Source organism: Agromyces sp. NPDC058104, from assembly GCF_042884835.1.
Classification (GTDB): domain Bacteria; phylum Actinomycetota; class Actinomycetes; order Actinomycetales; family Microbacteriaceae; genus Agromyces.
In genome coordinates, this window is sequence record NZ_JBHVTD010000002.1 from 35,717 (window position 1) to 49,902 (window position 14,186).

General features: G+C 74.3%; 9 protein-coding genes. All 9 read left to right on the plus strand.

From position 1 onward, the window contains the following. The first annotated feature begins 85 nt into the window (after positions 1–85). The 9 genes from hemQ to ACFVTH_RS08030 all read left to right on the plus strand — a co-directional run bounded on the left by hemQ (position 86) and on the right by ACFVTH_RS08030 (position 14,177). Entirely contained in the window at positions 86–838 is a 753-nt protein-coding gene (hemQ, locus tag ACFVTH_RS07990) for a hydrogen peroxide-dependent heme synthase (protein ID WP_386939241.1), read from the plus strand. Beyond that, positions 838–2,088, plus strand: a complete 1,251-nt coding sequence (locus tag ACFVTH_RS07995; protein WP_387088881.1) for a ferrochelatase — start codon at positions 838–840, stop codon at positions 2,086–2,088. The genes hemQ and ACFVTH_RS07995 overlap by 1 nt, the downstream gene beginning before the upstream one ends. Continuing rightward, a complete protein-coding gene (hemC, locus tag ACFVTH_RS08000) occupies positions 2,085–3,035 on the plus strand; it encodes a hydroxymethylbilane synthase (RefSeq protein ID WP_386939237.1) in 951 nt (316 codons plus the stop codon). Before ACFVTH_RS07995 ends, hemC begins: the two co-directional genes overlap by 4 nt. Before the next feature lie 14 nt (positions 3,036–3,049). After that, positions 3,050–3,850 carry a uroporphyrinogen-III synthase gene (locus ACFVTH_RS08005; RefSeq protein WP_387091805.1) on the plus strand — a complete coding sequence of 267 codons (801 nt, stop codon included), beginning with the start codon at positions 3,050–3,052 and terminating at the stop codon, positions 3,848–3,850. Positions 3,851–4,011: 161 nt separating this feature from the next. Continuing rightward, a complete protein-coding gene (gene hemB / locus ACFVTH_RS08010) occupies positions 4,012–5,010 on the plus strand; it encodes a porphobilinogen synthase (RefSeq protein WP_387088884.1) in 999 nt (332 codons plus the stop codon). Then, positions 5,007–6,332, plus strand: a complete 1,326-nt coding sequence (gene hemL / locus ACFVTH_RS08015) for a glutamate-1-semialdehyde 2,1-aminomutase (RefSeq protein ID WP_387088887.1) — start codon at positions 5,007–5,009, stop codon at positions 6,330–6,332. The genes hemB and hemL overlap by 4 nt, the downstream gene beginning before the upstream one ends. 152 nt (positions 6,333–6,484) lie before the next feature. After that, a complete protein-coding gene (locus ACFVTH_RS08020) occupies positions 6,485–6,865 on the plus strand; it encodes a hypothetical protein (protein WP_387088890.1) in 381 nt (126 codons plus the stop codon). Positions 6,866–7,056: 191 nt separating this feature from the next. Next, entirely contained in the window at positions 7,057–8,196 is a 1,140-nt protein-coding gene (locus tag ACFVTH_RS08025) for a serine/threonine-protein kinase (protein WP_387088893.1), read from the plus strand. After that, positions 8,196–14,177: an Ig-like domain-containing protein gene (locus ACFVTH_RS08030; RefSeq protein WP_387088896.1), complete on the plus strand. Its 5,982-nt coding sequence runs from the start codon at positions 8,196–8,198 to the stop codon at positions 14,175–14,177. The genes ACFVTH_RS08025 and ACFVTH_RS08030 overlap by 1 nt, the downstream gene beginning before the upstream one ends. Positions 14,178–14,186 lie beyond the last annotated feature (9 nt).

The window sequence follows — 14,186 nt, forward strand, 5'->3', positions numbered from 1 at the left end:
CCCGCGAGCCGCACTGGCGAGCGGCGCGGGCGCGAGGCATCCACTCGCTTTTGGCCGTTCGAAGAGAAAGGGGGAGACTGGAGGCATGTCTTCCCCCGCTGCCGAAGCGGCAGCCGACGCGTTCCAGAACAATTCCGATGCTGCAGGGGCCGACGGCCAGCAGTCGCCCGAGGGCTACACGGTCTTCGCGGTGCTCCGTCGCGACCCCGCTCGCCCCGACGACTTCGACGGGCACGACGTCCGCCGGGTGGTCGAGGAGCTCGACGGCGTGATCTCGCTCGTCGAGAACGAGGGCGTGACCCTCCGCGGCATCTACGACGTCTCGGGCCTGCGCGCCGACGCCGACGTCATGCTGTGGCTGCACGGCCCCACCGCCGAGGGCCTGCAGTGGGCCCTGCGCGAGCTCCGCCGCGCCCGCCTGCTCAAGGCGCTGCTCCCGACGTGGAACGCCATGGGCGTGCACCGCGACGCCGAGTTCAACAAGGCGCACGTGCCCGGGTTCCTCCGCGGGCTCGAGCCCAAGGCGTGGATGACCGTCTACCCCTTCGTCCGCAGCTACGACTGGTACCTGCTCGACCCGGCCGAGCGCAGCCGGATGCTCGCCGAGCACGGCCGCAAGGGCGCCTCGTTCCGCGGCGCCATCGCGAACACCGTCAGCGCCTTCGCCCTCGGCGACTACGAGTGGCTCCTGCCGATCGAGTCCGACGAACTCACCGAGCTCGTCGACATGATGCGCGAGCTCCGTGCCACCGACGCACGCATGCACGTGCGCGAAGAGGTGCCGTTCTACACCGGTCGTCGCATCACGACCGCCGAACTCGTGGAGGTCCTGCAGTAATGGTCGCGACGAACCTCGGATCCACCGGAGCGGCGGGCGCCCCTCGCGGCCGCAAGCCCGGCCCCGCGGCCTCCGCCCCGTGCGCCCAGGGCGCGATCGTCCCGGGGGCGACCCCCGCGGCGCAGCAGGGTGCCGAGCACGTCACCGAGCCGGTCGCCTACGACGCGATCCTGCTCGCCGGATTCGGCGGCCCCGAGGGCCAGGACGACGTGATCCCGTTCCTCCGCAACGTGACGAGCGGGCGCGGCATCCCCGACGAGCGCCTCGAGGAGGTCGCGCACCACTACCGCCACTTCGGCGGCGTCAGCCCGATCAACGAGCACAACCGCGAGCTGAAGGCGGCCCTCGAGGCCGAGCTCGCGCGCCGCGGCGTCGACCTGCCCGTGCTCTGGGGCAACCGCAACTGGGATCCCTACCTCAACGACGCGCTCGCCGAGGCGAAGGCCGCAGGCCGCACGAAGCTCATCGCCATCGCGACGAGCGCCTACAGCTCGTACTCGAGCTGCCGCCAGTACCGCGAGGACTTCGCCGACGCGCTCGCCGACACCGGGCTCGGCGACGTGATCCAGATCGACAAGGTGCGCCAGTTCTTCGACCACCCCGGCTTCGTGCAGCCCTTCGTCGAAGGGGTGCGCGACGGCATCGCGAGCCTGCTCGAGCAGAACCCCGGCCTCGAGCGATCCGCCATCGAGGTCCTGTTCGCGACCCACTCGATCCCCTCGACCGACGCCGCGAAGTCGGGCCCGGCCGAGCGGGGCTTCGGCGAGGGCGGCGCGTACGCGGCCCAGCACCTCGCCGTCGCCGAGGTCGTCATGCGCGAGGCGGGCGCCGACGACGTGGCGTGGCAACTCGTCTACCAGTCGCGCTCCGGCCCGCCCTCGATGCCGTGGCTCGAGCCCGACATCAACGACGCGATCGCCGAGCTCCCGGCCGCGGGCCGATCGGCCGTCGTGATCGTGCCGCTCGGCTTCGTGAGCGACCACATGGAGGTGCTCTGGGACCTCGACAACGAGGCGCTCGAGACCGCCGGCGAGCACGGGCTCGCCGCCGTGCGCGTGCCGACCCCGGGCACGCACCCCGCGTACGTCGCCGGCCTCGTCGACCTCGTGCTCGAACGCGTCGAGGGCACCCCGGTCGCCGACCGGCCCGCCGTCACCGAGCTCGGCCCCTGGTACGACGTCTGCCGCCCGGGCTGCTGCGAGAACGTGCGCCTCGGCTTCCGCCCGGCCCTCGCGGGGATCGCGCCGTGACCGTCATCAGGGTCGGCACTCGCGGCAGCGCTCTCGCGATGGCGCAGACGCGCCAGATCTCCGAGCGGATCGCGAAGGCCGCCGGGGCCGAGATCGAGCTCGTGCCCATCACGACGCAGGGCGACACCTCGCGCGCCTCGCTCGCCTCGATCGGCGGCACCGGGGTCTTCGCCGCGGCGCTCCGCGAGGCACTGCTCGCGGGCGAGTGCGACCTCGTCGTGCACTCCCTGAAGGACCTGCCGACCGCCGAGCACGCCGGCCTCCGCCTCGGCGCCGTGCCGAAGCGGGTCGACGCCCGCGACGTGCTCTGCGCCCGCGACGGACTCACCCTCGCGACGTTGCCCGAGGGCGCCCGCGTCGGCACCGGTTCGCCGCGACGCATCGCGCAGCTCGGCGCCGCGCGCCCCGACGTCGTCGCGGTCGACCTCCGCGGCAACATCGACACCCGCCTCGGCAAGGTCGAGTCGGGCGAGCTCGACGCGGTGCTGCTCGCCGCCGCCGGGCTCGGTCGCCTCGGGCGGCTGGATGCCGCGACCGACCACCTCTCGCTCAGCGACTGGCCGACCGCACCGGGCCAGGGTGCCCTCGCGATCGAGGTGCGGCGCGAGCGCGGCGACCGCGACCTCGAACGCGCGCTCGAATCCATCGACCACCCCGTCACGCGGGCGACCGTGCTCGCCGAGCGCCTCGTGCTGGCCGGGCTCGAGGCCGGCTGCGCCGCGCCGGTCGGTGCGACCGCCTTCCTCGAGGACGAACTTCTGTTCCTGACGGCGAGCGTGTACAGTGCCGACGGGACGCGGCGACTCACCAGCTCGCACGCGGCCACCCCCGAAAGCCGCTCGGCCGCCGATCTGGCGGATGCGGCACGCGACGTCGCAGACCGCGCCGTCGACGAACTCCTCGGCAACGGCGCCGCAGACCTCGTTCCCCCTGAGGAGCAGCCGTGACTGAATTCGAACCGATGACGGGCGCCATCAGGCTGCCCGCATCGGCCGGTGCCGCCAAGCCGCTCGCGGGCTGGCGCGTGCTCGTGCCCCGAGGCGGCCCCTGGGGCGACGGCGTGGCCGCGGCGCTGCGTTCGCGCGGAGCATCCCCGATCATCGCGCCCCTCATCAACTTCGCGCCCGCCGACGACCAGCCGGCGCTCGAGGCCGCCCTCGCGAAGCTCGCCGCCGGCGAGTTCGACTGGCTGACCGTCACCAGCGCGACGACGGTCGACGTGCTCTCCTCGTACGGCGCCGTCATCCCCGAGACGACGAAGGTCGCAGCGGTCGGCGAGACGACCGCTGCCGCGCTCGTCGCCGCGGGGTACCACGCCGACATCGTCCCGGCGGAGGACAACTCGGCGCGCGGCATGCTCGAGGAGTGGGAGGCCGCGACCGACGGCGCGGCCGGCCTGCGCGTGCTCGCGCTGCGCTCGGCGATCGCGAAGCAGGTGCTCTCGATCGGCCTCGAGCGCATGGGCCATCACGTCGAAGCCGTCGTCGCCTACCGCACGGTGGGCGTGCCGGTCGCCGAGAAGGTGGCCGCCGACGTGCGGGCGGGCCTCGTCAACGCCGTGCTCGTCACCTCGGGCAGCGTCGCCGAGCAGGTGCAGAACCAGCTCGGGCCACTGCCCGAGTCGACGCTCGTGGCCGCGATCGGCCCGCAGACCAAGAAGGACGCCGGGGCTGTGGGCCTCCGCGTCGACGTCGTGGCGCGCGAGCGCTCGGCCGAGTCGCTCATCGACGCGGTCGTCGACGCGGCGACCGCGCTCGCGTAGCCGCTTCACTGCCCCGCTGCCCCGCTGCCCCGCTGCCCCGCGCCCCGCTGCCTGTGCAGGAGAATTGCGGTGGGCGGCCCGAATCCTGCCCTGCCAGTGCACTTCTCCTGCAGAAGCAGCAGCGGAGGCGGCGCACAGCCTGGCGCGCGTAGGCTGGTTCGGTGAGTTCCACGCCTGCGCCCCGCGTCCGCCCGCGCCGACTTCGCGAGACCCCGGCCCTGCGCCGCCTCGTCTCCGAGACCCGCCTCGACCCCGCCGATCTCGTGCTGCCGATCTTCGTGCGCGAGGGCGCCGTCGCGCCTCTGCCGATCGCCTCGATGCCCGGCGTCGTGCAGCACTCGCTCGAGAGCCTCCCGCGGGCGATCGAGGAGGCCGCCGCGGCCGGTGTCGGCGGCGTGATGCTCTTCGGCGTGCCCGCGGTGCGCGACGCCCGCGGTTCGGGCGCGACCGATCCCGACGGCATCCTCAACGTCGCGACCCGGGTGGCGGCCGAGGCATCCGCCGGCCGTCTCGTGGTGCAGACCGACCTCTGCCTCGACGAGTTCACCGACCACGGGCACTGCGGCGTGCTCGACGAGCGCGGCCGCGTCGACAACGACGCGACCCTCGAGCGGTACACCGCGATGGCGCTCGCCCAGGCGCGCGCCGGCTCCGAGCTGCTCGGCCTCAGCGGCATGATGGACGGCCAGGTCGCCGCCGTGCGCGAGGCGCTCGACGACGCCGGTCACCAGGACGTCGCGCTCCTGGCCTACTCGGCCAAGTACGCGAGCGCGTTCTACGGTCCGTTCCGGGACGCCGTCGAGTCGACCCTCGAGGGCGACCGGCGCACGTACCAGCTCGACCCCGGCAACCGCCGCGAGGGCCTCCGCGAGGCCATGATCGACATCGACGAGGGCGCCGACGTCGTCATGGTGAAGCCCGCGGGCGGCTACCTCGACGTGCTCGCCGACGTCGCCGCCGCGAGCGAGGTTCCCGTCTGGGCCTACCAGGTCTCGGGCGAGTACGCGATGGTCGAGGCCGCCGCCGCGCACGGCTGGATCGACCGCAAGCGCGCCGTCATCGAGTCGGTGCGCTCGATCAAGCGGGCCGGCGCCGACGTCGTGCTCACCTACTGGGCCGTCGAGCTGGCCGAATGGATCCGCAACGGAGAAGCCGCATGAACGCCACGAATGCCGAACTCTTCGCCCGAGCGCAGGCCGCGATCCCCGGCGGGGTGAACTCGCCGGTGCGCGCGTTCCGCTCGGTCGGCGGCACGCCGCGATTCCTCGTCTCGGCGAAGGGCGCGGTCGTCACCGACGCCGAGGGTCGCGAGTACGTCGACCTCGTCGCCGGGTGGGGGCCCGCGATCCTGGGTCACGCCGACCCGCGCGTCGTCGACGCGGTGCAGGATGCCGCGAGCCGAGGCCTCTCGTTCGGTTCGTCCACGCCCGCCGAGACCGAACTGGCCGAACTCGTCGAGGGCCGTGTCGCGCCCGTCGAGCAGCTGCGCCTCGTGTCGACCGGCACCGAGGCGACGATGAGCGCCATCCGGCTCGCCCGCGGCTTCACCGGCCGCGACCTGCTCGTGAAGTTCGCCGGCCACTATCACGGCCACTCCGACGGCCTGCTCGCCGAGGCCGGCTCGGGCCTCGCGACCTTCGCCCTGCCGGGCTCCGCCGGCGTGCCGGCCGACATCGCCGCGCTGACGCTCGTGGTGCCCTACAACGACCTCGACGCGCTCGCCGCGGTGTTCGCCGAGCACGGCGACCGCATCGCCGCCGTCATCGTCGAGGCGTCGGCCGCGAACATGGGCGTCGTGCCGCCCGCGCCCGGGTTCAACCGTGCGCTCGTCGAGCTCGCCCACGCGAACGGCGCGCTCGTCATCAGCGACGAGGTGCTCACCGGCTTCCGCGTCTCGGAGGCGGGCTGGTGGGGGCTCGAGTCCCGCGACGAGGCCTCCGCCTACACCCCCGACCTCATGACCTTCGGCAAGGTCATCGGCGGCGGCATGCCCGTCGCCGCGCTCGGCGGTCGCGCCGAGATCATGCAGCAGCTCGCGCCGCTCGGGCCCGTGTACCAGGCCGGCACCCTCTCGGGGAACCCGGTCGCGGTCGCCGCCGGCATCGCGACCCTTCGGGCCGCGGATGCCGCGGTCTACGAGCGGCTCGACGCCGCCGCCGCGACGATCAGCGCGGCGACCTCGGAGGCGCTCGCCGCCGAGGGGGTCGCGCACCGGGTGCAGCGGGCCGGCAACCTGTTCAGCTTCGTCTTCGGCGAGGCGCTCGCGGGCAGCGAGGTGCGCGACTACGCGACGGTGCTGCGGCAGGAGTCGTGGCGCTACGCGCCGTTCTTCCACGCGATGCTCGACCGGGGCGTCTCGCTGCCGCCGTCGGTGTTCGAGGCGTGGTTCGTCACGGCCGCGCACGACGACGCCGCGATCGCGCGGATCGTCGACGCGTTGCCCGCCGCGGCGAAGGCCGCCGCCGCCGCGACCCCCGCCTGACCTCGTCACCCACGACGGGGAGGAGCCGTTTCCCAGGACGAGGCACCGCGTGGCCGGGCCCCGCGCGGCGTGTCGTCCTGAGAAACCGCCCGTCCGGCCCGCGCCGTCCTCAGGAGCATTCGGTGCGGAGGCGGATGGGGCAGTATTGAGGCATGGCGAAGCTCCGAGTGCACAGCGACCGGGTCGAGGTCCACCTCACCGCGGCCGAGAAGTCGCTCGCGCTCCGCGGCGCCGACCTCGTGGTGCAGCGCGACGACATCCGATCGGCGACGATCACCGACGACCCGTGGATCTGGATCCGGGGCATCCGCCGTCGCGGCACCGAGGTGCCCCTGGTGGTGGCCGTCGGCGTCTGGAAGTACCACGGCGGCAGCGACTTCGTCATCGTCAAGGGCAAGCGGCAGGCAGTCGTGCTCGAGCTCGCCGACGGCGAGTTCGCCCGCATCATCCTCAGCACCAACCACGCCGCCGAGCTGATCGACCGACTGCGGCTGACGCCGCTCGACGAGTCGTCCGACCCCGCGGGCGAGTGACGCGCGGCGGAGTGTTCCACAGCGGATTCGGCGGCGACATCCGCCTCGTTTAGGATGTCCCCCGGATGTCGCGGCACGGCCGCGCCGCCGCCGGGGGCCCTGCGTCCCCCGACGGCGCAGGCGAGGCATCCGCGACCCGAACAGCTCCCGGCGCGCCGGTGACCCGACCAGCCGGCAGGAGGCCCCCGCTCGTGGCGAAGCGTCTGCCCTCCCCACCGCCCGTGCTCTCCGGCTACAGCTACGTGCGCCCGCTCGGCACGGGCGGCTTCGCCGACGTGTTCCTCTACGAGCAGGACCTGCCGCGACGGGTCACCGCCGTGAAGGTGCTGCTCGTCGACGTGGTCGACGCCGAGGCGCGACGGGCGTTCACCGCGGAGGCCGACGCGATGGCGCGCCTCAGCGCGCACCCGTCGATCGTGACGATCCACCAGGCCTCGATCTCGGCCGACGGCCGCCCCTACCTCGTCATGGAGTACTGCCCCGAGTCGCTCGGCGCCCGCGCGAAGCGCGGACCGGTGCCGGTCGGTGAGGTGCTCGACATCGGGGTGCGCATGGCCGGCGCCCTCGAGACGGCGCACCGCTCGGGCCTGCTGCACCGCGACATCAAGCCCTCGAACCTGCTGGTCAACTCCCTCGGTGCGCCCGTGCTCGCCGACTTCGGCATCGCCGGCACGATCGGCGAGGGCGGCGCGGGGGACACCTTCGCGATGTCGATCCCGTGGAGCGCGCCCGAGGTGCTCGGCGAACGCACGACCGGCACGGTCGCCACCGAGGTGTGGGGGCTCGGTGCCACGCTCTACACGCTGCTCGCCGGCCACAGCCCGTTCGAGCTCGCCGAGCGCAGCCGGAACAGCGTCGACCAGCTGTCGCGCCGCGTGCTCGGCGCGAAGTACACGCCACTCGCACCCCGCGGCGTGCCCGCGCGCATCGACACCGTGCTCTCGACCGCGATGCAGCGCGACCCCGCGCGTCGCTACACCTCGATGACCGAGTTCGGCGAGGCGCTCCGCTGGGCGCAGTTCGAGCTCGGCATCGCGCCCACCGGGCTCGAGGTCGCCTCGCCCGAGTGGGCGGCTGCGGCTCCGCTCGGCTTCGCGGATGCCTCGGCGAGGGGCCCGGTCGTGACCACCGTCAACGCCGACTCGCGCCGTGCGGGCCGTGCGGCGGCGGTCGCCGCGGCGAGACCGTCCGGCCCCGTCGTCGACGACGGCGGGCTCGCACCCGCCCGGTCGCGCGGCGGGTGGCTGAAGCCGGTGCTGATCGGCGTCGGCTCGGCGGTCGCGGTGCTCGCCGCCGGCGCGGTCGGGCTCGTGGTCGCGGGAGTGATCTGATGGCGGCGCGACGCGCCGCACGGGCGGGCCTTCGCCGTCGCGGAGGGCGGCGCGGGGCGGTCATCGCCTCGGTCGCGGGCCTCGCCGCCGTCGCGACGGTCGTCACCCTCGCGGTCACGGCCAACGGCTACGAGGCGCAGGAGGTGCCCCGGCTCGAGACCGCCGTCTGGGTGACGCGCGACAGCGGGCAATACGCGCGGGTCAACACCGACCTCGCAGAGATCGACCTCGTGCGCGACGTCGAGGACCCGAGCGGGGTCGTGCAGTCGGGCTCGGAGATCTCGCTCTACAGCCAGGGCTTCCGCCAGCGGTGGCGCATCGATCCCGCCGATCCGGTCGACCTCGTCGCCGAGGACGGCGGCGGCTCGATGCCGACGCCCGTGGGCACCCGCGACGTCGCGACCGCGGGCGAGTGGATCGCCTACCGAACCGACACCGGGACGGTGCACGCGGGGCGCATCGACGGCGACGACGCGTTCCCCGTCGACCCGTACGCCGAGGAGCGCACGGAGGACGGCGAGGAGAAGACCTACGCGGCCGCCGCCGTCGGGATCTCGCCCGACGGGCTGATGGCCCTGTACTCCGCACGCGAGGAGGCGGTGCGGACCTTCGACGTCGCCACCGGGGAGTTCGTCGGGCGGGCGGAGGCGATCGCCGACCCGCCGGCGCCCGACGCCCGGCTCGAGGTCACCGTCGTCGGCGAACGCTGGGTCATGCTCGACGCCGCCGACGCCCGGGCGTGGGTCGCGGGTCGCGACGCCGCCGTGCCGGTCGACGTCGCGGCCGACGCGCGCCTCCAGCAGGGGGCGGGGGCCGCGGAATCGGTCCGCATCGCCGACTCCGCCGGGCTCGTCGAACTGCGTCTCGACGGCGGCGACGCCGAACGCGTCGTCGACGCGAGCGGCACCCCTGCCGCGCCGATCGTCGCGGGCGGCGAGCTCGTGGCCGCCTGGCTCGGCGTCGACGGGGGCACCGCCTGGACGAGCGGCACGGGCGAGACGGTTCCGCTCGAGACGCCCGACGGGCAGCGCGAGGCCGAGGGGCCGCAGGCGATCACCCCCGTGCTGCGCGGCAGCGGCGACCGCGCGGTGCTCAACGAGACCTCCTCGGGGCTCGTCTGGACGGTGCCCGACGGCCGCATGGTGCCGATCGAGCAGTGGGAGCTCGACGACGAGGTCGAGGACCGCGTCGGCACCCGGGAGGTCGAGGACCTCGCCCGCCAGGAGCCGCCCGTGGCCGTCGCCGACAGCTTCGGCGTGCGTGCGGGGCAGCAGGTCGAGCTGCCCGTGCTGCTGAACGATCACGACCCGAATGCCAAGGACGTGCTCACGGTCGACCCGGCGTCGATCTCGGGCGGCCTCGCCGACGCCGGCTTCGGCGAGCTGGCCCTCACCTCCAACGACCAGACCCCCGCCGTCCGGGTGCGGGCGGCCTCGGGCTCGACGACCTTCAGCTACGCCGTGACCGACGGCGCCGCGACCTCCGAGCCGGTCACCGTCACGCTCACCGTCGTGCCCGACGAGGTCAACGGCGCGCCCGTCTGGTGCGGCGTCGCCGACTGCGCGCAGCGCTGGCCCGAACCGCAGCTCATGCCCGGCGGCACCGCGCTCGTGCCCGTGCTCCCCGGCTGGGTCGACCCCGAGGGCGACGCCTTCGTGCTCGCCGACGCGCAGCCGGTCGACCCGAGCGCGCCGGTCACGGTCGTGCCGATGGCCGACGGCCGGGTCGCCGTCAGGCACACCGACCCGAACGCGTCCGCCGAGAAGGTGCAGGTGCGCGTCACCGTCGCCGACGTGCACGGCGCCGAGGCCGAGGCGACGCTCGACCTCAGGGTGACCTCGAGCGCCTCGCTCGCCGTGACCCCGGTCGCCGTCACCGCCGGCGCGGGCGAGACGGCCATCGTCGAGATCGTCGAGCACGTGAGCGGCGGTTCCGGGTCGGTGCGACTGCTCGACGCCGTGCCGACGGCGGCCGCGGCGAGCGGCGGCCTCACGGTGGCGCCGAACGCCGCGGCGGGCGAGGTCGAGCTCTCGGCCGCGGAGCCCGGCGCCTACCTCGCGACCTTCACCGTGCAGGACGTCGTCACGCGTGCCGAGCAGACGGCGACGATCCGGGTCACCGTCGCCGCTCCGGGCGCGCCGCTCGCCCTCGCCCCGATGACGGCCTTCGTGCGCGTCGGCGAGGACGCGATGGTCGACGTGCTCGGCGCCGCGCAGAACACGAGCGGGCGCGTGCTCGTCGTCACCGACGCGGTGGCGATGGCGCCCGAGCTCGGCGTCGGCGTGGTCGCGCAGTCCCAGGTGCGGGCGACCGGCACGACGCGCGACGGCCGGCCTGGTCTCGTCGGCCGCGCGAAGGTGACCATCGCCGACGGCGCCGGAGCGACCGCGGTCGGCGACCTCAACGTCTTCCTCGTCGCGCCCTCGGCCGGGCTCAGCCCCATCGCGATGCCCGACACCGTCACCATGCGCGCGGGCGAGCTCATCTCGATCCCGGTGACGGCCAACGACGTGAGCCCGCGGGCCGAGCGGCTCGTGGTGCACCCCGAAGTGACCTCCTCGGGCGCCGAGGGCGAGCTCGCGTTCGCCGCGGGCGACGAGGTGCGCTACCTCGCACCGGCCGTGCCCGGCACCTACGAGCTCGGCTACGCCGTCGGCCTCGAGCAGGCGCCCGAGCGGCTCGACCACTCGACCGTCACCGTCACCGTGCTGCCCGAGGGCGCGAACCGCGCACCCGAGCCGCACCCGCTGGTCGCCCGCGTCCTGAGCGGGCAGAGCGTGCGCATCCCCGTGGCCGCGACCGGCATGGACCCCGACGGCGACCGGACCGTGCTCGCGTCCGTCACGCAGCCGAAGGCCGGACTCGGCATCGCGACGATCTCGGCCGAGGGCGATGCGATCGTCTACACCGCCCCCGAGAGCGCCACGGGCGACGCGCAGCCGTCGTTCGAGTACACCGTTCGCGACGCCTCCGGCGCCGCGGGCACGGCGCAGGTCCGCGTGGGGGTGCTGGCGGCCGCCGTCACCGACGCGGCGCCGGTGACCTTCAGCGACTACGTCCGCGTGCAGCAGGCCGCCGACTCGCCGGTGACGGTCGAGCCCGCTGGGAACGACCTCGACCCCGCGCAGGGCGAGCTCGAACTCGTGAGGCTCGTGCCGAACGCCCCCGAGGGCAGCGCCGAGTACCGCCGTCTCGAGGCGCTCGTCGACGACGCGACCTCCTTCGGCGACGGTCGCGTGGTGCTGCATCCCGGCGACGTGGTCGGGGCGAACTCGTACCGCTACACCGTGAAGTCGCTGCGCAGCTCGAGCACCGCCGAGGGCCTCGTCGTCGTGAACGTCATCGAGGGCGAGGCGACCGACGCGCCGCTGGTGACCGACACCGTCGTGACGGCGCGCTCGCGGGCCGATCTCCCGACCGACGGCATCGACGTGGTCGCCGGCCACGTGGTGTGGGCCTCGGGAGAACTCGGCGAGCTCGACCTCGAGCTCTGGGGCGACGAGTCGGGCGACTACCGGGTCGAGGGCCACCGCATCACGGGCCCGCTGCCCGACGGCGGGGCGCTCGTGCCGTTCCGGCTGCACGGCGAGGACCGCGCGGGCCGCGAGGCCGAGGCGTTCGGGTTCCTCGTCGTCCCTGCGGCCGACGACCTCCGGGTGCAGCTGCGCGCCGACGCCGAGCCGATCGAGGTGAAGGAGGAGGCGCAGCTCGAGTTCGAGGTGCGCGAGCTCCTCGACCTGCCGAAGGGCGACCGCGTCGAGGTCGGCGCCGACGGCCCCTACACGGTGCAGCGCGCTGCGGCGAGCTGCACGCCCGTCTCGGGCGGCCGTGCGCGGTACTCGGCGGGCGCGGATGCCCCGTGGAGCGACCGCTGCCTCATCCCCGTGCGGCTCGACGGGCAGAAGACCTGGTCGTGGATCGGGGTGCCCGTCGCGATCGTCCCGAAGGACCCCCAGGCGATCCTCTCCGCGGTGAGCCGTACGGTGGCCCCCGGCGCGACCGAGAAGATCGCGCTCTACGACGAGATGACCACCTGGGAGGGCGGGCGCGAGGGCGACCGTTCGAAGCTCGACTACTCGGTCGCGTACTCGGGCACCGCGTTCACGGTCGTGCAGTCGGGCGGCAGCGTGAGCTTCGAGGCGCACGCCGACGCCCGCCCGGGCACGCGCGAGACCGCGACGGTCAGCCTGAGCGCGTTCGGCGGGGTCTCCTCGGCCATCACCCTCGTCGTGGGGCAGGCTCCGGCCGATTCGCCGCGCGGCGCCGTGTTCACCCAGCAGTGCTCGGTCGGCAGCGGCACCTCGTGCACCGTCACCGTCATCGGAGTGCCCGGCGAGTACGACCCCTTCGCCGGCAAGACCGGGGCCGGACTGAAGCTCGAGAGCCTCGGCGCGGGCGCGAACACCTGCCAGGTCGCAACGATGCGCGCCGCCGACGACCGTTCGATCGTCGTCACCTGGCCGAGCGGGCAGAACGCCTTCGGCGGCGAATGCGTCGTGCCGTACGTCGTGGTCGACGCGCAGGGCCGCCCGGGCGAGGGGCGTCTGACGGTCGACCTCCTCGGGCTCCCGCAGCCGCCCGCGTCCATCTCGACCGCCGACTTCACCGCGACGAGCGTGACCCTCGAGGTCTCGCTCGGCGAGGCCCTGCGGGCCCACCCCGCCGTCACCGGCGTCGAGATCCTCGAGGGCGGGCGCACCGTTCCGGCCGAGTGCTCGCCGGGAGCGCCCGGCGTCTGGTGGTGCACCGTCGGCGGGCTCGTGCCCGGTGAGCGCCACGACTACGCCGCCCGCGTGGTGAACCCCGTCGGCAGCTCCTCGCCGACGAGCAGCGTGACGACGTGGTCGTACGAGTCGCCGAGCATCGGGGGCGTCAAGCTCACCCCCGTCTTCCGGCAGGGCACCACCTCGCCCTCGGCGGGCGTCGTCGAGCTCGTGGTCACCGCGAAACCCGACGCGCGCGCGTTCCGGGTGGTGGAGACGGGCCAGGTCATCGACCGTCGGGGCCAGGAGACGCGCACCGACCTCGTCCTCACGCCCGGACCGCAGACGATCACGCTCGTGCCGATCAGCATCTTCGAACCGCCGACGGGGCGCGGCGGCAACGAGGGCGGTTCGGCGGCGACGCCCGTGACCGTCGCGGGCGCACCGTACTTCGACCCGAACAACATCGGGGCGACTGCGACGTCGAACAGCTCGCTCATCGTGACCGGCGTCACCCCGAGCGCGAACCACAGCGCACGCGCCGCCGAGACCGTCTACTTCGCCTGGCGTCCGCGCGAAGGATCGCCCGAGTGCTGGACCGACGGCTCGGGCGCCCTCGCGTACGACGCCGGCGGCGCGACCGTGAGCACGGGCCCGACGATCAGCGGCCTCGAGCAGGTCCGCTACAACGTGATGGCGTGCACGTCGAACGGCTTCGGGGTCGCGACCTCGGGGGTCGCCCAGGTGCGCGTGTCGACCTGGCTCGACGAACCGCAGGCGAGCTCGACGACGTACACCGTCGGGCCGGCACCGAGCGGCGGCGGCAACTCGTTCGCCTACCACGTGACCGCCGGCCCCTCGCTCACCGCCTCGCCGAACTTCCACGTCGAGTACGTGTTCGACGGCACCGCGGTCGCGGCCGATGCGTTCGCCTCGGGCTTCACCTCGTCGTCGGCGCCGTCGACGATCCTGGCGCGCCAGTGCAGCGACGAGGAGGGGTGGTACTGCTCGCAGGGCATCCCGATCACCCCGACCGGTGCGCCCACGATCGTCGACGTCGACTTCGCCGACAGCTGCGTCGTCGTGCCCAAGAAGCCCGAGGACGAGCGCGGGGTCGTGGTCTCGCCGGCTGCGAGCGGCTCCGTCGTGCTCTCCGACGTGACCGCGCCCGACACCGCCGGGACCGTCTCGTTCACCGTCTCCTTCACCGGCGCGTACGCGAAGCTCACGCCGATCACCCGGACCGGGCCGCCGTGCGCGCCCGGGAACGGCCCCTGACCCCGCCAG